Source organism: Rhodomicrobium vannielii ATCC 17100, assembly GCF_000166055.1.
Taxonomy (GTDB): domain Bacteria; phylum Pseudomonadota; class Alphaproteobacteria; order Rhizobiales; family Rhodomicrobiaceae; genus Rhodomicrobium; species Rhodomicrobium vannielii.
Window position 1 is genome coordinate 2,662,108 of record NC_014664.1, and the last position, 22,477, is coordinate 2,684,584.

General features: G+C 58.8%; 20 protein-coding genes and 4 pseudogenes. 11 read left to right on the forward strand and 13 right to left on the reverse strand.

From position 1 onward, the window contains the following. The first annotated feature begins 219 nt into the window (after positions 1–219). The gene (locus RVAN_RS19695; protein WP_425337396.1) at positions 220–369 is read left to right on the forward strand and encodes a recombinase family protein; all 150 of its coding nucleotides are present in this window, start codon (positions 220–222) and stop codon (positions 367–369) included. Positions 370–373: 4 nt separating this feature from the next. On the opposite strand, the gene RVAN_RS12295 is transcribed toward RVAN_RS19695, so the two are convergent. Beyond that, positions 374–643 carry a hypothetical protein gene (locus tag RVAN_RS12295; RefSeq protein ID WP_155942443.1) on the reverse strand — a complete coding sequence of 90 codons (270 nt, stop codon included), beginning with the start codon at positions 641–643 and terminating at the stop codon, positions 374–376. Positions 644–860: 217 nt separating this feature from the next. On the opposite strand from RVAN_RS12295, the gene RVAN_RS12300 reads away from it, so the two are divergent. From RVAN_RS12300 to RVAN_RS12305, 3 genes and pseudogenes are all read left to right on the forward strand, one after another. Further along, positions 861–1,088 (forward strand): DUF4160 domain-containing protein, encoded by a 228-nt coding sequence (locus RVAN_RS12300; RefSeq protein WP_013420043.1) that lies wholly within the window; start codon positions 861–863, stop codon positions 1,086–1,088. Positions 1,089–1,220: 132 nt separating this feature from the next. Next, positions 1,221–1,499, forward strand: a pseudogene (locus RVAN_RS20860) (DUF2442 domain-containing protein); the annotation flags it as partial. 924 nt (positions 1,500–2,423) lie between these two features. After that, positions 2,424–2,861, forward strand: a complete 438-nt coding sequence (locus RVAN_RS12305) for a hypothetical protein (RefSeq protein WP_013420045.1) — start codon at positions 2,424–2,426, stop codon at positions 2,859–2,861. A 103-nt stretch (positions 2,862–2,964) separates the two neighbouring features. Here the strand turns inward: RVAN_RS12305 and RVAN_RS12310 are convergent, their stop codons facing one another. Continuing rightward, on the reverse strand, positions 2,965–3,354 hold the full coding sequence (locus tag RVAN_RS12310; protein WP_155942444.1) for a hypothetical protein: 390 nt from the start codon (positions 3,352–3,354) through the stop codon (positions 2,965–2,967). A 34-nt stretch (positions 3,355–3,388) separates the two neighbouring features. On the opposite strand from RVAN_RS12310, the pseudogene istA reads away from it, so the two are divergent. Both istA and istB read left to right on the forward strand, forming a co-directional pair. Further along, positions 3,389–4,647, forward strand: a pseudogene (gene istA / locus RVAN_RS12315) (IS21 family transposase). A gap of 2 nt (positions 4,648–4,649) precedes the next feature. Beyond that, entirely contained in the window at positions 4,650–5,447 is a 798-nt protein-coding gene (gene istB / locus RVAN_RS12320; protein ID WP_013420046.1) for an IS21-like element helper ATPase IstB, read from the forward strand. On the opposite strand, the gene RVAN_RS12325 is transcribed toward istB, so the two are convergent. The 7 genes from RVAN_RS12325 to RVAN_RS12355 all read right to left on the reverse strand — a co-directional run bounded on the left by RVAN_RS12325 (position 5,371) and on the right by RVAN_RS12355 (position 10,392). After that, positions 5,371–5,913: a hypothetical protein gene (locus tag RVAN_RS12325; protein ID WP_049779399.1), complete on the reverse strand. Its 543-nt coding sequence runs from the start codon at positions 5,911–5,913 to the stop codon at positions 5,371–5,373. The two genes, istB and RVAN_RS12325, sit on opposite strands and share 77 nt — an antisense overlap. 1 nt (position 5,914) lies before the next feature. After that, positions 5,915–6,304, reverse strand: a complete 390-nt coding sequence (locus tag RVAN_RS12330; protein WP_013420047.1) for a LexA family protein — start codon at positions 6,302–6,304, stop codon at positions 5,915–5,917. Between the two features lie 111 nt (positions 6,305–6,415). After that, complete coding sequence (locus RVAN_RS12335; protein ID WP_013420048.1) at positions 6,416–6,622, reverse strand: hypothetical protein; 207 nt, start codon at positions 6,620–6,622, stop codon at positions 6,416–6,418. Between the two features lie 832 nt (positions 6,623–7,454). After that, positions 7,455–9,038, reverse strand: coding sequence for an IS66 family transposase (gene tnpC / locus RVAN_RS12340; RefSeq protein ID WP_013418084.1), 1,584 nt, complete (start codon positions 9,036–9,038; stop codon positions 7,455–7,457). A gap of 96 nt (positions 9,039–9,134) precedes the next feature. Continuing rightward, positions 9,135–9,482: an IS66 family insertion sequence element accessory protein TnpB gene (gene tnpB, locus RVAN_RS12345; protein WP_013420049.1), complete on the reverse strand. Its 348-nt coding sequence runs from the start codon at positions 9,480–9,482 to the stop codon at positions 9,135–9,137. After that, complete coding sequence (gene tnpA, locus RVAN_RS21030; protein ID WP_041787200.1) at positions 9,479–9,886, reverse strand: IS66-like element accessory protein TnpA; 408 nt, start codon at positions 9,884–9,886, stop codon at positions 9,479–9,481. The genes tnpB and tnpA overlap by 4 nt, the downstream gene beginning before the upstream one ends. 287 nt (positions 9,887–10,173) lie before the next feature. Next, the gene (locus RVAN_RS12355; RefSeq protein ID WP_013420050.1) at positions 10,174–10,392 is read right to left on the reverse strand and encodes a helix-turn-helix domain-containing protein; all 219 of its coding nucleotides are present in this window, start codon (positions 10,390–10,392) and stop codon (positions 10,174–10,176) included. Between the two features lie 104 nt (positions 10,393–10,496). On the opposite strand from RVAN_RS12355, the gene RVAN_RS12360 reads away from it, so the two are divergent. Further along, on the forward strand, positions 10,497–10,682 hold the full coding sequence (locus RVAN_RS12360; RefSeq protein WP_013420051.1) for a hypothetical protein: 186 nt from the start codon (positions 10,497–10,499) through the stop codon (positions 10,680–10,682). A 283-nt stretch (positions 10,683–10,965) separates the two neighbouring features. Continuing rightward, a pseudogene (locus tag RVAN_RS20515) lies at positions 10,966–11,555 on the forward strand (IS5 family transposase); the annotation flags it as partial. A 96-nt stretch (positions 11,556–11,651) separates the two neighbouring features. Here the strand turns inward: RVAN_RS20515 and RVAN_RS12375 are convergent. Then, entirely contained in the window at positions 11,652–13,784 is a 2,133-nt protein-coding gene (locus RVAN_RS12375; protein ID WP_013420052.1) for a glycosyltransferase family 4 protein, read from the reverse strand. Between the two features lie 733 nt (positions 13,785–14,517). On the opposite strand from RVAN_RS12375, the pseudogene RVAN_RS19720 reads away from it, so the two are divergent. From RVAN_RS19720 to RVAN_RS19075, 3 genes and pseudogenes are all read left to right on the forward strand, one after another. Next, positions 14,518–15,170 (forward strand): annotated as a pseudogene (locus tag RVAN_RS19720) (IS5 family transposase). A gap of 169 nt (positions 15,171–15,339) precedes the next feature. Then, positions 15,340–16,608: a glycoside hydrolase family 55 protein gene (locus RVAN_RS12390; RefSeq protein WP_245258072.1), complete on the forward strand. Its 1,269-nt coding sequence runs from the start codon at positions 15,340–15,342 to the stop codon at positions 16,606–16,608. A gap of 350 nt (positions 16,609–16,958) precedes the next feature. After that, positions 16,959–18,524, forward strand: a complete 1,566-nt coding sequence (locus RVAN_RS19075) for a class I SAM-dependent methyltransferase (protein ID WP_013420055.1) — start codon at positions 16,959–16,961, stop codon at positions 18,522–18,524. A gap of 240 nt (positions 18,525–18,764) precedes the next feature. Here the strand turns inward: RVAN_RS19075 and RVAN_RS12400 are convergent, their stop codons facing one another. The 3 genes from RVAN_RS12400 to RVAN_RS12410 all read right to left on the reverse strand — a co-directional run bounded on the left by RVAN_RS12400 (position 18,765) and on the right by RVAN_RS12410 (position 22,477). Next, complete coding sequence (locus RVAN_RS12400) at positions 18,765–19,733, reverse strand: GDP-mannose 4,6-dehydratase (RefSeq protein WP_013420056.1); 969 nt, start codon at positions 19,731–19,733, stop codon at positions 18,765–18,767. A gap of 16 nt (positions 19,734–19,749) precedes the next feature. Continuing rightward, positions 19,750–20,727: a GDP-mannose 4,6-dehydratase gene (gene gmd, locus RVAN_RS12405; protein ID WP_013420057.1), complete on the reverse strand. Its 978-nt coding sequence runs from the start codon at positions 20,725–20,727 to the stop codon at positions 19,750–19,752. 334 nt (positions 20,728–21,061) lie between these two features. Continuing rightward, positions 21,062–22,477 carry a mannose-1-phosphate guanylyltransferase/mannose-6-phosphate isomerase gene (locus tag RVAN_RS12410; RefSeq protein WP_013420058.1) on the reverse strand — a complete coding sequence of 472 codons (1,416 nt, stop codon included), beginning with the start codon at positions 22,475–22,477 and terminating at the stop codon, positions 21,062–21,064.

Consider the following 22,477-nt stretch of genomic DNA (forward strand, 5'->3'; position numbering starts at 1 on the left):
TTAAATCAATGAGTTAGTGCTTGCGGTGCGGATAATCTCGACATCGGGGTAACACTCAGGGTAACAATTGCACCGTTTCTGCTGGGCGGTTTTTGGCGGTAACCAGCCGGACGCCCAATGCGAGCGCGTGATCCGCGATGAGCAGGTCGTTCGGCCCGATAGCACGCCCTCGGCCTCAAATTCCGCGCGAAGCCGTCCATAGCAGCCCCCTCGCGAGACGTGACGCGCATCGACCAGCTTGCGCACTCCGTAAAAGATCTAAAAAGTATCGTGCTTGAACTACGCGAGAAGGGCGTCGCTCTCCCCGCGACTGAACAGCCAATCGATACGTCGACCGAGGCCGGCAAGGACACCGCCGACGCGGCCTAAGCGCCTAAGCCAGCCGCCGCAGGGCGAAGCTCTTGCCACCGTCCATGGACGACAGGTGTCCGAGGCGAGCGAGCGCATTGGAAGCGACGCGTCTCTCGATCTGCTTGCCCGGTGCGAAGGTGCGGGCGATGTCTTCGGCGCTTAGCGGGCCGGTCGCCGCTTCCAGCACCCTCATCACATCGACGGTTTCGGCAAGTTCATCGCCGGTGGGGAACTTCCGCTTCATCTCGCGAAGATCGTCTTCCAAAAACAGCGAACCTTGCCCCGGCTGCATTCTCGGCTTCTCTGGCACGCCGCCGCTCATCCTCAAGCCGCGCCTTCTCGGCATCCGAGCCGAAGCGAGGGATTACGACCCCATCGCCGCCATGTCCCACGAGACGCGCGACTGCATTATTCGTGCTGGCGGAGGACACGTGAGACTGTAACCATATCAGGGATAAGCGGCGGCATCGCGTCTCATATTGGAAAACCCATCTGGTTAGGTTATGTTCATGGTGACGATCCATCGCGCTTTTGGGTTCCGCGTTGTCATTTATCCCGGCGATCATGAACCGGCGCATGTTCACGTGACCAAAGGTGGTGGTATGGCCGTCATCAATCTTGTCGGACCCGATGGGAAACCGGACCTAGTGAGAACCGAAAAATTGAAGACGAAAGAGATTCGGGACGTGATGAGGGTGGTAGCCGAAAAACCGCGAAGTGTTTTTGGCGCGGTGTAGTGAAATTCATGGTTGACCTGCGTCGGGCGATTGGGTAGCAACGCGGTTTGGATGCATCCATTTGCATACGGTAAGCCGCAGACGGCTTCAAAATCGCTCAAGCGGTTCGCGCCGACTCGAACTCTTGAATGAACCGCCGACGATCTTGCCGAAGTCGAAATCATAGGCCCAGGGTTCGGCTTGCACTGGGAAGCTCTTGACGTCGATCATTCTGTTTCGAGCCTTGTTTCTGGCATTTTCGGAACCGCCGCCTTCATGGCAAGAAAGGCTGGCGCGACAAGATCGGATGCGAAAGCAGCAGCGGCGCGAAAGAACGGCGCGAAGGGCGGGCGCCCCCGGAAAGAGGCTCTCGACACGTTCTTGCTCAAGCCAACCTCTCAGAAGAAGCGGCGGTGGAAATTTATCCGATAAGCCCTTCTTTCAGGGCGCCCGCTCTCGGCAGTCATTTCGTTCCGAAAAAAGAGAGGCCCGCAGCGGAGCGGCCCTTCTGACGAGCTATTACCTCAGGTTTGCGGGCCTCCAGCTCGCGCTCAGCGCACAAACCTTCTCCGGACGTGTCCGAAACAAAGCGTGAAGGTGGAGCATGATTTCGTCATGCCACGCCGTTCGGCGGGCGAACTACAGAAATATATAACTATCAGTTAATAACTCTGTGTATTGATCTTCTGACGAACTAATAGACATCGAATGAAAAAATTTGCGACATTTATGATGTTATCGTCATCCGAGCGATTTGTGTTCACTCTTGATATCAATTCTGGATTGATACGGAATTATATTCCGAGGCAATTTCGCATTTAGGATACGGATCGTCAGCCTACGGCGGAACGACACGGGGCGGACACGCCACTATGCCCGCCCCGTCCCCGCTACCACCCGTCCGGCATGCGGACCCAGACAAGCGAAGGCTACCCGGAAGTCATCTCGCCTGATACGCGCGAGATACACCAAATATGCCGAAGGCCGGTGTTGGCCCCGCGATGGCCACTTGCCCATCCGGGAGGCGGACGCAATGCACAGCATGCTCCCAACGCGCGGCCTCGATCGCCTGACGCACGGCGCGTCTCGATCTCGCGCTCAACGTCTTGGGAGCGGAACAGAAGCGTTTTGACGCGAGCAATCACAGCCACGTCGCCACCGCTTTCGGCGACAGACAAGGTGTCGTCCACATATTAGCGTGCGCGGGAGATCAAAATCGAAATCGACCGGATTTCAGCAATGGACAGGGGCATTGCGAATTGGCCTTTCCGCTTGAGTAGAAAGTATGGATATGCCTATTTTATATCAAAGCGGCCTCGTATCAATATAAAATATCCAAGTACGGAAGAAATACGCATGATCACAGGCGATCAGCTACGGGCGGCGCGGGCACTCGCTCGCCTCACGATTCAAGAACTCGCCGATCTCGCCGTCATCAACAAGATGACGATTGTCCGGATCGAAGCCGGAGCGAGGGCAAATCGCCTGACACTTCTGCATCTCCAAGAAATCTTGGAAGCACAAGGGATTGCGTTCATCGAGGCTGATGATCACGGGGGAAGCGGCGTGCGCTTCAAACTTGGCGTCGAGGCCGATCTGGCAAGAAAGAAGAAGAGCGCGACCGATGACGGTGAAGCCGGCGACGGGCTGAAAGCTCTCTACCCCGAACTTGCAGACTTCTGGATTGAACACCCTGAAGCGCTTGCGCGCCTGTCCGACGAAGGCCGCAGGACGATCTCCGAAGCTGCTCTCGGTGATCCGCGCGCACTTGACGACTTGGCGGCACGGCCGTGAGGTGCGGGCGCCTGTGCATAATTGTGCACCATGGCGCACACGACCTTGAAGCTCCGCACGCGCGCGCAGGATATTGTGGGTCACGGACCCGACGCACCCCTAATTATGGCAAAAGCTCAAGCGGTAGACACGACACGCCGTTCAACTCGCGCGCGATGCGCTCGCCGACGACGGTCATCTTCGTTCTCACATGCCTCGGATCGGTCCGTTTCAGATCGAGCGCGGTTTTTATCCCCTGCTCTTCGAGCCAGGCTGACCATTGACGGCCGACGCCCCAAATATCGCCAACCTCGATTTTGGCCAGGACCGCATCGATATCCGCTACATCGAACAAGTTGAAGACGCCCTTTGCCTCTGGGTCCTTCTTCGCCATCCGGTTCGCTATCGTGGCGAGCGCCTTGGTGCAGCCAATCCCGATCGTGTCAGGCGACACGGCAAACTGCCCTCTGACGACATGAGGAACTGCCCCCTCGTGACGAAGGAGGGGTCTCATGAACGATCATCGAATCGACGAAAGCCCGAAGCGGATGAACGATCCGCGGAGGGGGGTCATGAAGGAGCCGGAGGAGGTCGCGGCGATGCTGCGGCTGTGGTCGGTCGGCTGGGGATTGAAGCGGATCGGCCGGGAGTTCCGCTGCAGCCATCACACGGTCAAGCGTTACGTTGAAGCAGGCGGGTCCGTGGCCTACAGGCAGCCGGAGCGGCCGCGCAAGCTTGATGGCCTTGAGGATTGGCTGCGCGAGCGGTTCCGGCGCCATCGCGGCAACGCCGACGTGGTCCGCCAGGAACTGATTGCGGAGAAGGGCATCGCCGTCAGCCTTCGCACGGTGGAGCGGGCGGTGGCGCGGTTCCGGCAGGAACTCGACGCCGAAGCGCGCGCCTGCGTGCGTTTCGAGACGCGGCCCGGCAAGCAGATGCAGATCGACTTTGGCGAGCGCCTGGTCGAGATCGGCGGCGTCAGGATCAAGGCGTTTCTGTTCGTCGCCACGCTCGGCTACTCGCGCCGGATCCATGTCCGCGCCTTCAGCGCCAGGAAAGCTGGTTCGACGGGCTGGAAAGCGCCTTTGCGAAGTTCGGCGGCGTGACGGAAGACGTGCTGTTCGACAACGCCAGGGCACTCGTCGACCGGCATGACAGGCTGACCGGCGCGGTCGCCTACAACGCAAAGCTGTTGGCTTTTGCCAGGCATTGGGGCTTTCGGCCGAAAGCCTGCGCTCCGTATCGGGCGCGCACGAAAGGCAAGACGGAAAACGGCGTGGGCTATGTGAAGAAGAACGCGGTCGCGGGGCGAGCGTTTGCGACATGGGATGCGTTCGAGGCGCACCTTGAGGCCTGGTCCCGCGAGATCGCCGACGCGCGCATTCACGGCACGACCGGGGAAAGCCCTGTGGCGCGCTTTCAGCGCGACGAGCCGGGCGCCTTGAAGGCGGCGGCCGGCGTCCCGCCGTTTCTGGCGGCGCGCGATCTCATCCGCACGGTGCAGGGCGATTGCTCGGTCGAAATCGACGCCAATGCCTATTCGGTTCCGTGGCGGCTGGTGGGCGAGCGGGTGCGCGTGACCGTCACGGGGGGCATGGTGCGCATCTTTCATGGCGGGCGGGAGGTGGCCGCTCATCGCGCCTTCGATGGCCGCCGCCAGCGCATCGTCGAACACTCGCACTTCGAGGGGCTGGCCGGCGCCCGGCCCTTGAGCCTTTCAGACGATGCGGCGCAGCAGCGGCCTCAGGCTCGCGCCTTGCTGCGCCCACTCGCCGAGTACGAAGCTCATGTCGGGGGAGGCTTCTGACGATGTCTTCCTGCGATGACCGGCTTTTGGACATGCTCGGCAAGCTCAAGCTGTTCGGCGTCCGCGACCGGCTCGACAGCCTGCTCGACGAGGCCTCCCGTTCCGACCTCGACATGCGCCAGACGCTGACGCTGCTCCTGGAGCGTGAGATTGCGCGCAAGGACGCGCGCCGGATCGAGATGGCGCTGAAGCTCGCTCACTTCCCGATGGTCCGGGACCTCACAGGCTTCGACTTCGCGGCGCAGCCCTCCGTCGACGCCAGACAAGTGCGCGATCTCGCGGCTGGACGCTGGATCGCCAATAGCGAGAATGTGCTCCTGCTCGGGCCGCCCGGCGTCGGGAAAACCCATCTCGCCATCGCGCTCGGGCGCGAGGCCATTCTGGCGGGTTACGCCGCGCTCTTCATGCCGGCGACGGCGCTGGTGGTGCAACTCGCCAGGGCACATGTGGAAGGCCGGCTCGAGGATCGGCTCATGCACTTCGCCAAACCGAAGCTCCTGATCGTGGACGAACTGGGCTACCTGCCATTCGAGCCCTCTGCGGCGCATCTGTTCTTCCAGCTTGTCTCGCGCCGCTACGAAAAGGGAGCGATGCTGATCACGTCCAACCGCAGCGTCGGCGAATGGGACGCGGTGTTCGGCGATCCGGTCGTGGCGACCGCGATCCTCGACCGCTTGCTCCATCACAGCCACGTCATAACCATCCGCGGCGACAGCTACCGCCTCAAGGAAAAACGTCGCAGCGGTCTTCTGCAGAAGACCGCTGCGACAGAACCAAAGCCTCAAAGGACTGATCAATGACGGGGCAGTTCTTCGTGTCGAAACGGGGCAGTTCCGGATCTCGGTTGACACCGATCGACACCGGGATTCCTGTTTCCTGCCTGACCGTGCTACGGATGGTGCGCGCATAGCCGGTAAGCCCCCTGCCCTCGAAGCCTGCGAGATTCAGGAAGGCCTCGTCGATCGAATAGACTTCAAGCTCGGGCGTGAAGCGCGTCAGCACAGTCATGACACGCCGCGACATGTCGCCATAGAGGGTGTAATTCGAGCTGTAGACAGCGACTTTGCGCCTTTGGAGATCAGCGCGCTTGAGGTGATATGGATCGCCCATCTTGAAGCCGAGCGCCTTGCTTTCAGTCGTCAGAGCGATGATACAGCCGTCATTGTTCGACAACACCACGACCGGCCGGGTTTCGAGCTTCGGCTCAAACACGCGCTCACAGGAGCAATAGAAGCTGTTGCAATCGGCGAGCGCGAATACCGGCATGTCACGCCTCAAACCGGCGGATGCTGCCGGTCACCACGCCCCAGATCACAAGCTCACGTCCTTCGACCATCTTGATCGGTTGATAGGCCGGGTTTTCCGAGCGAAGCTCGATCACCCCGCCGCTTGACCAAAGCCGCTTGACCGTCAGCTCACCGTCCACGACTGCGACGACGATATGGCGATGCCGCGCCGATATGGCGCGATCAACGACAAGAATATCACCGTCGAACAAGCCAGCCATGACCATCGAGTCGCCAGACAAACGCACGTAGAAGGTCGCCGCCGGATTGCGGATGAGAAACTTGTTCAGATCGAGTTCGCCTTCAAGATAATCATCGGCCGGCGAAGGGAATCCCGCAGGCACGCGCGACAGAAACAGCGACAGCGCCATAGCCGCTCCGGCTTTGGGCCGCAGAAGCGCTAAGCTGCCGAGTTTCCATGGGCGAGGAGAAAAGAACATTACGGGAACATCTAGCGCGATCCCGCCAAGGCCCGCAAGGCGTCAGGATGATTTTCCCTCCGCCTGCATGTTGAAAAACGGCCGGAAAGGCTCCGGGATCTGCGTCAACATTTGAGCGTGCATTTGCGCTGCAATCTGATTGCCGAGCGCCGCCCATATCTTGCTCATTGCCTCTGGACCCGCAGCCCCCATCACCTCTTGGGTCATGACGGCGAGGTCTTCGGGACTGACTTCAACAGTGATTTTCATGATGCGGCCTCTCCTGCCCATGTCCTGACGGCCAAGACTTAGCGCATTTTGCTCTTCGCGGCCTTTGCTGTCTGGTAAATTCCGAAAAGCCGACAAAAATCGCCATTTCGCCAAACGGGCGCAAAAGCGTCGGCTTATATTCGGCGCTGCACATGCGTCGGCACCAAAATCTCAGCTATAATCGTTCTTTTGCCGCGAGCAGCCGCGCGCCAGCGCCGCTTCCCTGCATTTGTGGCTTAATCATCCGCCATCGGCAAAAAAAACCTGCTTCCAACGCCTTTCTCATTGGTCTCTGACACCAAAGATCGTGAGGCTGGCTGCGGAAATTCATCAGCCACCACCGGTTGCATCACCAGTCCGCTTGACCGAAACCAGAACGTTTCCGTGAAACATCCCGGCAAAAGGTCGACCTCATTCCAGATCATTTGCGATCCGCAAATCGTCGCTTTGTCTATCACCTTGCACCGAATTCGTTCTAGCAGCCCGGATGACCTTCCTTCTAGCATGTTGCTAGAAGGAACATGCGCTGATGTGCTAGAAAAGTGATAGAAAAGTGCTAGAAAAATACGGGTCATTCCGTTCTAGCAACATGCTAGACGCTTTATATCACCCTTTCCGCCCGAAACGCGCGAGCGCGATAACGCTCATCCTCCCCTCAAAAGTGATGGCAAGATGTGTGAAAGCGGGCCCACTAGCTGGGCCACTTTCAGCCGCGCTTACTCTCCTTCGGATCGACGCGGAAGACGCAAACGAGGTCAATTGACGTGCAAGCCATGCGTTTACATGGTAAGCATCCGGTGAGGGCCGCAGCGTGAGCGCTTGCGGTTGATGACTACGCCGCCAGTTGCAAGCCGGGCTGCTTCCATTCCCAGGGCAGCAGCTCATGGAGTCGGCTTTGCGGCTGGCCTGCGATGCGGGCGAGCACATCGGCCAGCCAAGCCATCGGATCGATGCCGTTGAGTTTGGCCGTCATGATCATCGTCATCATAAAGGCGGCCCGGTCGGCGCCGCGATCTGAACCGGCGAAGAGCCACGACTTTCTTCCGAGCGCAAAACCTCTCAGCGCTCGTTCGGCCGAGTTGTTGCTCAGGCAGATGCGGCCGTCGCCAAGGAAAGCGGCGAACCGATCCCAGCGCTTGAGCAGATAATCGATGGGCCTGGCGACGGAAGCCGAGCGCGACAATCGCGAGCGCTCCTCGCCAAGCGAGGTTTTCAGATCGGCCAGAAGCGGCGCGCTTTGCTTCTGGCGCACGCGCAGGCGCTCGCTGGCGGGAAGGCCGTTGATGGAGCGCTCGATGTCGAACAGCGCGTCGATGCGCTTGACCGCTTCCAGCGCAATCGGGGAGATGGCCGGCGCCTGTTTGCCGCGCTTCGCGTTGGCGGCGATGTCAGCCAGTTCGAAGAACTGGCGCCTGGCGTGCGCCCAGCACAGCGCCGAGACGATGGCGCCTTTTTCGCGCGCCGGATCGTAAAGCCCGTTATAGCCGCTATAGGCGTCGGCCTGCAAAATGCCGGCGAAGTCTCGAAGATGGCTCTCGGGATGCTCCTGCCTTCGGTCTCGCGAAGCGTAGTAAAGCGCGGCCGGCGGCGCGGTCCCGCCAAAAGGGCGATCGTCTCTGACATAGGTCCAGATGCGGCCGGTGACTGTCTTGCCTTTCGCCAGGATCGGCACCGTCGTGTCGTCGCCAAACAACCGTTCGGCCGAAAGAACATGGGCCTCGATCAGCGCCTGGAGCGGTTGCAGCGCCGCCATGCAGGACCCAACCTGATCGGCCAGCGTCGAGACGGAAAGTTCGACGCCTTCGCGCGCATACCGCTCGCTTTGCCGGTTGAGAGGCTGGTGCTGGCCGAACTTCTCGAACAAGATCATGGCCAAAAGGCCCGGCCCGGCAAAACCGCGCGGCGTTGCATGAAAGGGCGCCGGCGGTTGCGCGATCGCCTCGCAGCACCGGCAGGAGAACTTCTCGCGCACCGTTTGGATGACTTTCCAGCGGCGCGGAACAACCTCGAGCGTCTCGGTGACGTCCTCGCCGAGCTTCGACAGCTTCGTCGAGCCGCAAGACGGACAACATGTCGGCGCCGGGAGCACCACGCGCTCGCGCGGCAGATGCGCCGGGAAAGGCTTGCGCGATGGATGCTTGCGCGTAGAGGATGGCGTGCCTTGCGTCCGGGCTGTGGCTGTCTCGGCGAGAAGCTCGTCCTCGGCCGCGGCTGTCTCCAGCTCTTCGAGCTGAAGCTCCATCTGCTCCAGGAGCCGCGCCTTGTGCTCCGAGCGGCTACCGTAAAGCACCCGCCGCAGCTTCTCGATCTCGAGCCTCAGATGAGCGATCAGCGCGTCCGTGCTGGATGTCGCCGCGCGAGCGCGAGCCGCAACGGCCTCGGCGGAAAGGCGGGCGGCGCGCTCGGCGAGGATCATCGCATGCGCGGCGGCAAGGTCGGAAGGAAGAGCGTCAAGCGGCGTGGTCACCCGACAAGAGAATCATGGTTCGCCAACGTTTTCAAAGGCAAACCGTCAGCCAACCGAAGTCGGTCTCCAGGTTTTTTGCGGATTGCGCCAATCGATCCCGGAGAGCAGATAGCCAAGCTGCGCGGGCGAAATCGAGATCGCGCCGTCAGCCGGGCTCGGCCACAAGAACCGGCCTTTCTCCAGACGCTTCGTAAAAAGGCAGGCGCCCTGGCCGTCATGCCAGATCACCTTCAGAAGATCGCCCCGGCGGCCGCGAAAGCATAACAGATGGCCGCTCAAAGGATCGCGCTGCAAAACCTCCTGGACCTGCAAGGACAGCGACGGGAAGCCCCTGCGCATATCGGTGTGACCCGTCGCCAGCCACACCCGCACGCCGGTCGGAACTGGGATCATGGTCTCCTCCCGTCGGCAATATCGAGAATGCGCTTCAACGCGCCCATGTCGGCGCCGGGGCCAACCCGCACGCGCCGCCCGTTCAAAAGCTCGATCTCGATGCGATTATCGGCGGCGGGCGCGTCACTGGCGCTGTGATCGTAGATCGTGTCGCGGCTCTTCCCTGGCGCCGTCAGAGAGACCGGCAGGAATGCCGGTGCGGGCTCTGGCTTCTCGTCGTTCTTGGCCAGCTTCCGCCAACGAAACAGAAGGCTTGGCTTGATCCCATGCCTGCGGGCGACCGCTGACACATTCACGCCGGGCTGCAAAGCCTCGGCGATGATCGCCTGCTTCTCGTCCTCGCTCCAGCGGCGCCGGGTATCAGCAACTACGGAATACCGGCGGGCAAAAGTATCTCCAGACATAGGCACGGGCATAGCTCCTGTCGCGACAAGCGTCACAGACAAGACCTGTCTCTTACACGCCCCGCAAGGCGGCCCTCAGCGGAGGCTTACTTTACATGTCGGCGACTAAGCATGCGGAGATGCAAAAACGCCGTCAGGTAATGCGCGCATTCCGGCGAGGTATCCGGTGTTATAAGCGGACACTCGAGGCGCGATTGCCGCGTGAAAAGGAAGGCGCCGCTCGCGTCTTCAGGGTGAGCAAAGCTTCGTGCTAGACGCGCATTAACCTCTCGCGACTGGCGGATCCCTCATCCCTTCAAACGCAACCCCTTGTTGTCGAGAAACTCGATCCCGGCCTGTTCGAAAGCCTGCCTGATGGAGCTGCGCACGATGGCGAGCGGCGTCCGCCGACTGTTCTCGAAATCCTGAACGGTGCGCAGCGCGACGCCGACCCGTCGCGCAAGCTCCCCTTGCGTCCAGTCAAGAAGGCCGCGCGCAGCGCGACATTGTGCAGGCGAAATCTCCATTCGCCCTTCATCGAGAAATCCACGCGGAAAGACAACGTCGTCACCACCATGTTGCTTATAATGTGCAACATATGCTATTAGTGGGTTACCCTGGAGGGGCCGCCATGCAGTCGTCAATTGCAGCCGCGCTGCGCCATCTCAAACAGGCGCTCGTCCATCTCGACGAGGCAAGGCTTGCGATACGGCCAGCGGATCCATCAGGGGCCGAGGCCGTCGGCAGCCTGATAGACCGGTTGCAGAACGAGATCAAATGCCTCGACGGCGGCAGCGACCTGTGGAGGCGAAAGTAACGGCTCGCTTGAATGCCACTGGCCGACCCTAGGACCCTTCCGATTACACCTAAGTAATTAGATTGACGCGTCGGGGGAAAATGTTATGAAACTTCGGGGCGGCCAAAAGTGGTGGGCGGAAGATATGGGCACTGAGAAAGGGAACCAACATGAGCGAGCCCGACTGCTCGGATGACGACTACAGCAGGGAGGATAAATTGGAGATGGAACTAGGCTCAGGACCTGTTAATTTCCGTTAAGATGTGATTCAAGGCCTTGCCGGAGACGAGGAGGCCTTGATTCGATGAGCGATCTGTTTTGCTGAGCGAGCGCCAGATGGCGCGGATATCGCCGTTTTTTCCTTGTCGCATGGGGTGCCGCGCGTCGACGACCGCCGTGTGGTGAGCGGCATCGTTTACGTCATCAAGCACGGCCTTCAGTGGAAAGACGCGCCGAAGGCGTATGGCCCGCACAAGACTCTCTACAACCGCTTCATCCGCTGGAGCAGGCTCGGCGTGTTCGACCGCATCTTCGCGAGCCTTGCGGGAGAGGGGCGCAGTCCAGAGCGCATCATGATCGACGCGACCCACCTCAAGGCACTCCGCAGGGCGGCGAGCGTGCTCAAAAGGGGCTTTACCCCGCTTTATCGGACGAACGAAGGGCGGCCTGAACTCGAAGCTGCACGCGGTCTGCGACGAAAAAGGTCGGCCGCTCGTCCTGCTTCTCACCGAGGGGCAGTTGAGCGACCACAAGGGCGCGGCGCTGGTGCTTGATGCGCTGCCGGATGCTCACGCGCTGATCGCCGACAAGGGCTATGACAGCGCATGGTTCCGGCAAGCCCTTGAAGACAAGGGCATCTCGCCTTGCATCCCGTCGTCCAGAAGCCGCAAGCGGCTAAATAATGAGTCCTGAGCTTAGATCAAGACCTTGATCGGATCATGACAAAACTAAAATGCCGTACATTCCCCGCGGAACCCGTGGCGTAGTCGATCAACTTCCCTCGAAAGAGATAATGTTCTGAAGAAGCTCGAAGCGATCCTCAACCGATGACGCTACTGCAATACCGAATGCTTCGATTCCTAAAAACAGCGGCCGCACCTCCCCGGGCGGAACCGAGACTTCCCCTACGCAGTTCCATTCTAATGAGACAACGCCGTCCTTGACTATCGCAGTGACGAAATGCCATTTCCTATTATCGATGCCCGTGAGCTCTGTCGTGCAGGCTTGCTCGTTCACAAACTTCACAGTTGCTTGGCTGGGCAACGGGAACTTGAGCTTCATGGCCACTACAACACGGGTGTTGTTCTGCTCCGAGACCGCGAAGCGGATCGACGCATTGCGGCTGCACGTCCAACTGCCCCACGTTTCGACCGGATGCCATCCCTTTATCCTCACCAAGGACGCAGCCGCTGAAGCTAGAGCCGTGCGAGTCGCCTGATCCCGCTGTTCGGTGCCGATCGGATAGATCCAAGCAGGCTTCGGTGCGAAATAGGCGCGCTGTGCTGCATCAGCCGACACCGATTGCTTCGCCGCCAGTCCCTTGCATAGGGTTGCGGTGACCTCCGCCCAGCTGACCGGTCGGAATTCCGATCGGATCCGATCGACCCAATCCTCCAATTCTGCTGGGTTTGTGAACAGTTTGCGGAAGATAGCCAGCCCTGAACTCAGGTCGTAGGGATCGAAGTAACGAACGAAGTCGCCTCCGACCTCTGGGATGGAACTGCTGTTGGACGCAACGCAAGGGCGCCCGTACGCGAGACTTTCACCAACCGGCAGCCCCCAGCCCTCCACGAAGCTAGGAAAGACAGAAAATTCGCAGTTCTTGTAAAGATATGCTAGATCGGGGTCGCTGATCGAGTCGAGGACAGTAACGCGGCCCTGTAAATATTCGGATTCTTCAAGCTGCTGCTTGAGATCGTGCACGCGCCATCCCCACCGCCCGACGATGACAAGATTTGGCGGCTGCAAACCCTCGTCGATCAATCGCCGCCAGGCGCTGATCAGATACTGATGGTTCTTGCGTATCTCGATCGTACCTACGCAGAGAACATATTTGTCGCGCGTCAGGTCGAGCACATTCGGGTCGACCGACGCTTCATCGGCATTGATAGACTCGATCTCATGCGCCAGCTTCACGGCTGAAATCGGCATGGATCGCTGAAAATTACTTTCAACAAACGATCTATATTCGTTGGCGACGAATTCCGATATTGTGAAGGCGAAATCGCACAATGGAGTAAGTTCGTAGAGGTTTTTGGTGAACCCTTCGGCAAGGTCCCGGGTTACAAACTGCCTGTGTGCGACGGGGATCAGGTCATAGATATAAACTCCGACAGAAACGCCTTTTTCCCTGATATTGATAAGTATTCGCTCGTAAGATGGTGAGACCCAAAAAGCGCCTATAATGAAATAAACGTCACCACCCCTGATGTCGGCGGCGCGCGGAGAGGAGATGCAAGCGGTAAGCGCAGCGTCGACCTCTTCCCGCGTTTTTTCCGATGACGTGACGATATCGACGACGGTCATCAGATTGTCGATATTAATCTCCACGATGCGCTGACGTTGCCAATCGATAGTAACGAAACCGACATCTGCGTATAGCTCCGAATTCCTGTTCTGGTACACGCCGCGAATGAAAGAGGCGATCACACGCTGGATGCCAGACACATGCAAATGCGCACGGAGGTAAAACAATAAATCGGTGACGTCTATGTGGAGAGACCTGTGCTTGGCGGCAGCAATCCAGTCGACTCTCACGCCCAGTGCGTTCAGTTCCCGCGCGGCACTGGTGAGATCTGGGTCGAGCGTCAAGGCAGCCTTATAGCTTAAAATTGCCTCGCCCCGTCGGCCCTGCATCTTCAGCGCATGAGCACGCTGAAGATGCACGTCCGCATCACCAGAATTCATTGCGACCGCCCGGTCATAGGCCGCGAGTGCAACGTCGAACAGCCGCGCCTCCTTTGCGCAATTGCCTTTCTGGACCCAAATGCCGAAATCGTCCGGGTGCCTGTCCAGATGCGCCCCATAATGCTCTACCGCCGCCGCCCATTGCCCCGCGTCGCGCGCTTTGTCGCCGAGCGCACGCGCGCCCTGATTGGAGGCAGACTCGTTCCATTTTAACATTTTCGATTATACCCTCGACACAGTTTCCCTATAGGCGATGCCATGCAACCAGGATAAATTACGACGCCCCTAAAAGCGATCTGTCTGTTCGGCCCAGCCTCGTGCGAATGAACCGCAGTCTTTGGCCGCATGACTCGACGTGAGCTCATCAACATCGAATAGAGCAAGGATCAGCTGATATCGCAATCGTCGATAATCATGAATAACGACCGTTGTTCTCGAAGAGCACCAGTGCGGCTGTCAATGCACACTCCATGCGTCGACGACCATCTGTGAAGATGAAATCAAACGGGTAAGCCGGGGAAAGGTATAGGTGGAATAATTAAGACCTTTATCGCCCTGGCCGAGGCACGGCCCCTTTCATCCACGACGCACGCTTGAGGCCGCGTCGTCTCTGAAAATAATTGGCGTATGTCCTGAACCCGGTTCGAGAAAATACCCCGCCGTGCCCGATACGTGAGTCTCCAGCACGCGACGAAATTCGCTAAAATATTCACCTTCACACTGAGATGACGCGAAAAATTTTGCCTTTAAACTCGAAGGCATTGGCAATTATCTGTCTGCTCCTCCCTGAAAGAACGGTAGCTGCTGGTTTGGCTGCAGTCAATGCGAGCAAACTTTGCACGTCTATGCTGATCGTCGTGTGGAGGGTGGCGCAACTAGGCTCAGGACCTGTTAATTTCCGTTAAGATGTGATTCAAGGCCTTGCCGGAGACGAGGAGGCCTTGATTCGATGAGCGATCTGTTTTTGCTGAGCGAGCGCCAGATGGCGCGGATATCGCCGTTTTTTCCTTTGTCGCATGGGGTGCCGCGCGTCGACGACCGCCGTGTGGTGAGCGGCATCGTTTACGTCATCAAGCACGGCCTTCAGTGGAAAGACGCGCCGAAGGCGTATGGCCCGCACAAGACACTCTACAACCGCTTCATCCGCTGGAGCAGGCTCGGCGTGTTCGACCGCATCTTCGCGAGCCTTGCCGGAGAGGGGCCCAGGCCAGAGCGCATCATGATCGACGCGACCCACCTCAAGGCACACCGCACGGCGGCGAGCCTGCTCAAAAAGGGGCTTTACCCCGCTTTATCGGACGAACGAAGGGCGGCCTGAACTCGAAGCTGCACGCGGTCTGCGACGAAAAAGGTCGGCCGCTCGTCCTGCTTCTCACCGAGGGGCAGTTGAGCGACCACAAGGGCGCGGCGCTGGTGCTTGATGCGCTGCCGGATGCTCACGCGCTGATCGCCGACAAGGGCTATGACAGCGCATGGTTCCGGCAAGCCCTTGAAGACAAGGGCATCTCGCCTTGCGTCGCAACCCGATACGATCGATGCGCCCACACTTTCTTTTCCGCCATACTCATCGCCGCAACCGTCATCTTCTGGTTGCCTAAATAATGAGTCCTGAGCCTAGCTTGTGGATTATAGTCGATATCAAGATGGATGTGGTTGCGCTTGAAAAGAAGCTTATGCAAGCTCCGACTTCACTCAACTCCCATAACGGCGAAACATGAGTTCGCGACATGACCTGCCTAGCCGACGGAGCGTTATCGCATCTTGCTTGGCTGTGGGCATTGATATGGCGCTTTTGCCGTTGGCTTATGCGCAAGATTTTCATCGTCCCGCTGGCCATAGCTTGCATCGAAAGTTCGTCTCGGCCTTTGATTTCGGCGCTCAGGGCGACGGGATTTCGGACGATACAGCCGCCCTGCGGAATGCGTTGGCCACGGCCGCGCCAGTGGATCTAGGGTGTGGCCGGTTTCGCCTCACCAGCGGGCTGAGCCTCTGGCCCGGGCAAGTCCTGCAAGGCGCCAGTTCACGCTGTTCCTCTATTATTGTCGATCACGTATTCGACCGTTCAGCACCCGCCGTCATCGACATTCGAGGGCCGGAGCCCGGTGGTGAGGTTCGCGACCTGACGATCAGCTTCGCTCAGCCCGACGCTGGTGAGCGCGCTGTTTTGTTACCCTACCCGCCCGCCATCCGAGCTCAGGCGACGCCGCGCTTCAAATTATCACGCCTACGCGTGGAGCGCGCGCGCATCGGCCTCGATATGCGCGGCAATTCTGGGGGCGCGACGATCGACGATCTCGAGATCAGCGCCTTCGACCGCGCGGTGTGGATCGACGGCGCGCTCGACAGCGTGAAGATCTCTAAGCTGCATGTCTGGCCTTTCGGGATCACTCAGGCGCAGCGCGCGATTTATGACGACGCCGTGAACGAGGGTTTGCGTATCGCGCGCTGCGACGATCTGCATTTGTCCGATAGCATCATTTTTGGACTGCGCAAGGCAGCGATCTTTCATCGCAGCGACGCTGGCGACGCCTTCGGAACGATTTCGAGCGTCGATTTCGACCATTGCGGTGGCCTAATCTGCGAGGCTGCTAATCTGCGCGTAGTCGGCTGTCTCTTTACGCTGGGCGTTCCCGATGGCGTCTGGATGCGGGCCGGTAAGGGGCAAGTCAACGTGGTCGGATCATGGTTCCATGCAAGAAAGACCCTCGCCAGCCCCGGGATCGCCAGCACCGGCTCAGGGCTATTGTCGGTATCCAGTTGCGTCTTCAATACCGGCGACACCGACTTCGTCCATATCGCCCTTGAACCGGGAACTACATTCAACCTCGCCGCACTCACTTTCGCTAAGGCTCAAGGCAAGAGTTACGCGCAACCTCTCATCCTGGCGAGAGAGAGAGCTTCTGGGTCGATGTCGGGCCTCGTTGCTACTTCGACGAGCGGCGGCGAGTTGGTGCGGCGCGACGCTCATCACTCTGCCTCGTTGCCTCCGACCGTACAGATCATAGGGGTAGAGGCGCCTGGCTGGCGCACGCCCGGTTAAGAGGACTTCGGAACGGCTCGGCACGGTCTGTCATCGTCCGAAGGAGGTTTGGCTGGACCCCTTTTTAGAGCGGCTTTCGACCTCTATTTATCGCTTTGGAGGCTTCCCACCGAGCGCGAATTCTGATTAAGATTCCGTGCTGAAGCAGTCATTAACAGGCTGCTGAAAAACTCCAAAACTCCCTAATTGACGGGCGTCAATCAGCTTTCGAATGCGCATTGCCTCACGCTCGCCAGCTTTAAGTCCCGACCATCGTGAATAAGACGGGTTAGAGCGCTGTGGACGTCCTTCAAAATGCAGGCTAATAACTCGCTTCGAAGGTTAGAAATGCGGCCGAGGAATGACACGACATGGCGCAACCATCTCCGGTTTTGGTGATTTCGTATAATCGTCCCGACTATTTATCTAAGGTATTAGAGTCCGTTGTGCCCCAATTGGGGGAGAGGCGCATTGCATTGTTTCAAGATGGCTCATGGAGCGACTCTCTTGGCAAACATAAGACAGACCCGGAGCTTCAGGACAAGTGCGTCAGCTTATTTATTGAAAAATTTCCATTTGGAGAATATTTTCGAAGCGATAAGAATATAGGTACGGCTCTAAATATTGATCGCGCTGAACGTTATGCTTTCGAAACGCTCGGAGCGGACAGCGCCATCTTTCTGGAAGACGACCTCGTCCTTGGTCCCGCATATTTCAAGGTTCTTGAAAGCCTTATAAGACTTGCCATGGACGACGAGCGGATCGGGTATGTGGCGGCCTTTGGTAACTGGCGAAAAACTAGAGATCAGCAGCTTGCTTCAGCCAATAAGCTTCAGCCAATGCATTTGCTCTGGGGGTTTGGATTGACCAAGAGGCATTGGCTCAAGTGCCGACCGTACGTCGAGAAATATCTTGAGCTCGTGTCTGGTGTTGACTATGAGCAAAGAGACCATGAGAAGATTAGAGCGCTCACGACGAAATGGGGGATAAAGCCGGGAGACACGGCCCAAGACCGTATCAAGTCCTTTGTAACGGCCATCGTCGGGGCAACAAAGTTGAATACAGAGGCCGCGTATGGACGTTACATAGGCGAAGAGGGAATAAACTTCAACGCCGAAATTTACAGAAAGTGGGGGTTTGGAAACACCTCATTTTTCTCTGAACCTCAAACTCTTGATTTCGATTTAGCTTCCGTAAATTTCGACCCATGGTATTCAGGCAATAATATTTGGGCGCTCGAAGATTTACCCTCCAAAATAAATAACGCAGTGAATTCCAAGTCGTCATTCAATGAACTTGCGAATGTTCTTTTTGGAGAAAACCCCTACAACGGGTTTGAGCCAATATTCTCAGAGCCGGAGTTCCAGAACTGGAATTCAACCCACCCGGCCTTAACGCGTTTGGTAAAGGAGACAAAACCTCACGTGATCGTTGAATTGGGGGTTTGGAAGGGGCTAGGCGCTTACACGCTCGCCGCGGCCCAAAAATCTGTGCTCCCGCACGGGTACTTAATAGCCGTGGATACGTTTCTTGGTTCGCCCGAGCACTGGGACAAGGCCAGACGTCCAGATGTTCACGCGGCACTTCGGTTCAAAAACGGCCGCCCAAATCTTTTTGACGTATTTTTGAGCAATATGGTCCTTACAGGGATGCATGATCGTGTGTTGCCGCTGGTCCAAACATCAGACAACGCGGCGCTAATCTTGAAAAGGAATGGGATTTGTCCTGATTTAATCCACGTAGATGCAGCCCATGAATATGGGCCAGCCCTTCGCGATATAGAGAACTATTATGATCTTCTGGCCCCTGGCGGTATTCTAATAGGAGATGATTGGAACTGGTTGGAAGTCGCCAAGGCAGCCATTCATTTTTCAGACAGGATGGGGCTTAAGGTGCATGTTGAGCACCCGAAGTGGTGGATAAGAAAGCCCACATAGCGGGCTTTCAATAATACGCGCCTATATAGCCCGAATACGCCCTTCAAGGGGCGTAAGCCTCCGCCGAGGCTTACCAAAGAACCGGAATTGGCTGCTGACAACAGCGGTGTCGCGCAAGATGGCGGCGATCAAGGCGCACGCGCAAGCTGCGCCGCAGTTGTCGGACGAGCAGCCATCTCGGACAGACAGACAGCGCTTTCGACCCAACAGAAAGAACTACGTCCCGCGGTGATAACTATTTCAGGGCCTGTTAGATGATAGGCTTTTATCCCGGAAAGCTTCCAGCACGGCCCGCAGCGTCTCATCGAGTGGCGTCATCGCCTGCCAGCCCAGTTCGGCGCGCGCCCGCGCGGGATCACCGACCATGCGGGGAATGTCGGAGGGGCGCATCCGGGCCGGATCCAACTGCGTCTCAATGCGAACCTCGGACATTGACAGCAGCATGTCGAGCGCTGCGCGCATGACCACACCTCTCCCCGAACATAGATTATAGGCTCGTCCAGGTGGAATTCTATCCTCGCTCGACGCGATCATAGCCAAAGCGTAGGCTTTAGCGATGTCGGCGACGTCGCAAAAGTCGCGCTCGGCATCAAGATTGCCGACCTTCACCACCGGCTCTTGCTCGCCCCGTTCGATCGCGGCTATCTGCGCGGCGAAGGCGGGGATCGCGTACTCGACGGTTTGGCCGGGGCCGGTCTGGTTAAAGGGGCGCAGCCGCACGACCTTCAGCCCGCGCCGTGCAAAAACGCCGAGCCCCAAATCGGCTGCGGCTTTGGTCGCCCCATATTCGTCTGCGGGCGCGAAGGCAACCTCCTCATCCAAACTCCGGAAGCGTTTGGCACTGTCGCCATAGGCGGCACCCGAGCCTGCGTTCAAAAAAATCGCGTCCGGCACGGTCTCGAACAGCGTTCGCCCCAGTGCGAGGGTCCCGAGGGTGTTGACGCGCCAAGCCGTCTGGGGGTCGGCGCTAGCCTGCTGCGGCGCGGCCACGCCTGCCAGATGCAGTACATGGGTAGGGCGGGCATGCTCGATTGCTGCTTCAATGGAGCGCGGATCGTTCAGATCGAATGCGATCGCGTCGTCGAACTCCGCAGCCGCCTCGCCTGATCGCGTCGCGCCGACGATCACGACACCGGGAACGCTCGCGCGCAGCGCGCGGGCGACATAGGGAGCGACGAAGCCCGCCGCGCCTGTGATGACAACCTTCATGCGCGTCTTTCCCTCCTTACGCCGTATTGCGCTTGAGATCTGCCTCGACCATTTCGGCCGCAAGCTGCTCGAGCGTCGTCTCGGGCGCCCAGCCCAGAAATTTGCGCGCTTTGGAAGAGTCGCCGAGCAGAACGTCGACTTCGGCCGGCCGCATGAAGCGCGAATCGACAACGACGTGATCCTCATAGTTCAGACCGACATGGCCGAAGGCCAGCCGACAGAACTCCCGTACCGTCTCAGTACGGCCCGTAGCGACGACGTAATCGTCGGGCTTGTCCTGTTGAAGCATCAGCCACATCGCCTTCACGTAGTCACGAGCATGACCCCAGTCACGCTTGGCGTCGAGATTACCGAGCGCCAGCGTCTTGGCCTTGCCCAGCTTGATGCGCGCCACACCGTCTGTGATTTTGCGGGTGACGAATTCGATGCCGCGCAGTGGACTCTCGTGGTTGAACAGGATGCCCGAAGAGGCGTGCAGGCCGAAGCTTTCGCGGTAGTTCACCGTTATCCAGTGGCCATAGAGCTTGGCCACCGCGTAGGGCGAGCGCGGATAGAAGGGCGTCTTCTCGCTCTGCATCGGCTCCTGAATGAGGCCGTACATCTCCGATGAGGAGGCCTGATAGAATCGCGCCTGGGGCGCGACAATGCGGACCGCCTCGAGGATGTTCGAGACGCCGATTGCCGTAACCTGGCCGGTCAGTACGGGCTGTTGCCAAGACGACTTAACGAATGACTGCGCGCCCAAATTGTAGATCTCGTCAGGCTCAACCTTCTGTATGATGCGGATGAGGCTGGAGATGTCGGTTAGATTACCATCTTGGAGGGTCACCTGTTCGGCAATGTCGAGCCATTTCAGACGTGCATCGATCACTTCTGCCGAGGCCGACCGGCGCAAGATGCCGTGAACCTCATACCCTTTGCCCAGCAGAAGCTGGGAGAGATAGGCACCATCCTGTCCCGTTACACCCGTGATCAGCGCCTTTTTCTTTGACATGCTGAAATACTCCTGCGCCGCTGCGGCGGACTGATTAATGAGAAGATTAAATCCCGAGTTCCAAAGCAACCGATTGCGCGACGATTTCTGATGGCCGCACCGTTGAAGCTTACAATAAGCGTTATGTCATTTTCTTGACTGACACGCCGCTGTTGACTACGTCAACAAGTGCTTGGGGACCCACGGCCTTGTTGGAGAACTCGTCACTTATGGCGTGTTACGACCGTCGAACCCACGAGTCTTATCGCACATCGTAGTTCTCAATCGCCCGTCCCACCGTCCGACGAGAAGCGTGAGATACTATCTTGCACGCTTTACTTCCTTTTGAAGCCTGTTAAGCTCGATCATAGAAGTCTTCCAACCGCACGATGTCATCTTCGCCGAGATAGGGACCGGACTGCACCTCAATCAGCGTCAGCGGAATGAGCCCCGGATTTTCCAGCCGGTGCGTGGCGCCGAGCGGCACATAAACCGACTGGTTTTCCGAGAGAAGCTTGATTTCGCTGTCGATGGTGACGCGCGCGGTGCCCTTGACGACGATCCAGTGTTCGGCGCGGTGGTGATGCCGCTGGAGCGAAAGCGCCGCGCCCGGCTCGACGACGATCTGCTTAACCTGATAGCGGTCGGAAAGGTGGAGTGTCTCGTAGCTCCCCCATGGACGATGCACCGTGGTGTGCTGCTCGGCCTCGTTACGCCGCGTGGCGGCAAGATGCTGCACCACCTCTTTGACGGTGCCGCTCTCGGTGCGCCGCGCGACGAGCGTCGCATCCTTCGTCGACACGACCACGATATCTTCCACACCCGAGACGGCGACAAGTCCGCTTTCCGCGCGCACGTAGCAGCGGCTCGCGTTGCGCAAGACCACATCGCCGCGCGTGGCGTTTTCGCGCTCGTCCTTCTCCGCCGCATCGTAAAGCGCGTCCCAGGTGCCGACGTCGCTCCAACCCGCATCTAGCGGCACGAGCGCCGCCTTCTTGGTCTTCTCCATCACGGCGTAGTCGATAGAATCGGCGGGGCAGTCGCGGAAACTGTCGGCGAGGCGGATGAAATTCAGGTCGGTCGCCGCGTTTTGCACGGCGGCGAGGCTCGCCTCGACCATGGCGGGTTCGAAGCGTGCAAGTTCGTCGAGATAAGCCCGCGCGCCGAACAGGAAGATGCCGGAGTTCCAGAAATAGTGGTTATCCGCGCAAAAGCGCTGCGCCGTTTCCCGATCCGGCTTTTCCACGAACCGGTCGACTTTCAGCACGGCCCCGGCTTCGTCAGCCACGCGGTCAGTCTTCACATAGCCGTAGCCCGTTTCAGGCTTCGTCGGCTTGATGCCAAACGTAAGAAGAAGGCCTTTCTGCGCCGCAGTGCGGCCTGCATTTACGGCGTCGAGGCACGCGCGCGGATTCTCGATGTGATGGTCAGAGGGCATCACAAGGATAAGCGCGTCGGGGCCTGCCCTTTCAAGCGCGAGATGCGCCGCGACCGCAGCCGCTGGCGCGGTGGAGCGGCCCTCCGGTTCGAGCACGATGCCCTGACACGCAAGCTTTGCGTTTCGGAAAGCAGCCACCACGCCGAAGCGGTTCTCTTCATTGGTAATGACGAATGGCGGCATGAATGCGCCGGAGGCTGGCACGCGGCGTGCCGCGTCGACCAGCAACGGCTCGGCGCTGACAAGAGCGTGGAATTGCTTCGGATGTTTGGCGCGCGAAAGCGGCCAGAGCCTTGAACCCGACCCGCCCGCGAGAATGACTGGAATGATCAT

Excerpts from the sequence above, each read along its gene's own strand:
- RVAN_RS12360 (WP_013420051.1), top strand. The coding sequence starts at position 10,497 with ATGCAGTCGTCAATTGCAGCCGCGCTGCGCCATCTCAAACAGGCGCTC.
- RVAN_RS12300 (WP_013420043.1), top strand. The coding sequence starts at position 861 with ATGGTGACGATCCATCGCGCTTTTGGGTTCCGCGTTGTCATTTATCCC.
- RVAN_RS19075 (WP_013420055.1), top strand. The coding sequence starts at position 16,959 with ATGGCGCAACCATCTCCGGTTTTGGTGATTTCGTATAATCGTCCCGAC.
- RVAN_RS12330 (WP_013420047.1), bottom strand. The coding sequence starts at position 6,304 with ATGGCGCTGTCGCTGTTTCTGTCGCGCGTGCCTGCGGGATTCCCTTCG.
- RVAN_RS12355 (WP_013420050.1), bottom strand. The coding sequence starts at position 10,392 with ATGGAGATTTCGCCTGCACAATGTCGCGCTGCGCGCGGCCTTCTTGAC.
- RVAN_RS12375 (WP_013420052.1), bottom strand. The coding sequence starts at position 13,784 with ATGTTAAAATGGAACGAGTCTGCCTCCAATCAGGGCGCGCGTGCGCTC.
- RVAN_RS12400 (WP_013420056.1), bottom strand. The coding sequence starts at position 19,733 with ATGAAGGTTGTCATCACAGGCGCGGCGGGCTTCGTCGCTCCCTATGTC.
- tnpA (WP_041787200.1), bottom strand. The coding sequence starts at position 9,886 with ATGTCTGGAGATACTTTTGCCCGCCGGTATTCCGTAGTTGCTGATACC.
- RVAN_RS12310 (WP_155942444.1), bottom strand. The coding sequence starts at position 3,354 with ATGAGACCCCTCCTTCGTCACGAGGGGGCAGTTCCTCATGTCGTCAGA.
- RVAN_RS12295 (WP_155942443.1), bottom strand. The coding sequence starts at position 643 with ATGCAGCCGGGGCAAGGTTCGCTGTTTTTGGAAGACGATCTTCGCGAG.
- gmd (WP_013420057.1), bottom strand. The coding sequence starts at position 20,727 with ATGTCAAAGAAAAAGGCGCTGATCACGGGTGTAACGGGACAGGATGGT.
- istB (WP_013420046.1), top strand. The coding sequence starts at position 4,650 with ATGTCTTCCTGCGATGACCGGCTTTTGGACATGCTCGGCAAGCTCAAG.
- RVAN_RS12410 (WP_013420058.1), bottom strand. The coding sequence starts at position 22,477 with ATGATCATTCCAGTCATTCTCGCGGGCGGGTCGGGTTCAAGGCTCTGG.
- tnpB (WP_013420049.1), bottom strand. The coding sequence starts at position 9,482 with ATGATCCCAGTTCCGACCGGCGTGCGGGTGTGGCTGGCGACGGGTCAC.
- RVAN_RS12335 (WP_013420048.1), bottom strand. The coding sequence starts at position 6,622 with ATGAAAATCACTGTTGAAGTCAGTCCCGAAGACCTCGCCGTCATGACC.
- tnpC (WP_013418084.1), bottom strand. The coding sequence starts at position 9,038 with ATGATCCTCGCCGAGCGCGCCGCCCGCCTTTCCGCCGAGGCCGTTGCG.
- RVAN_RS12325 (WP_049779399.1), bottom strand. The coding sequence starts at position 5,913 with ATGCCGGTATTCGCGCTCGCCGATTGCAACAGCTTCTATTGCTCCTGT.
- RVAN_RS12305 (WP_013420045.1), top strand. The coding sequence starts at position 2,424 with ATGATCACAGGCGATCAGCTACGGGCGGCGCGGGCACTCGCTCGCCTC.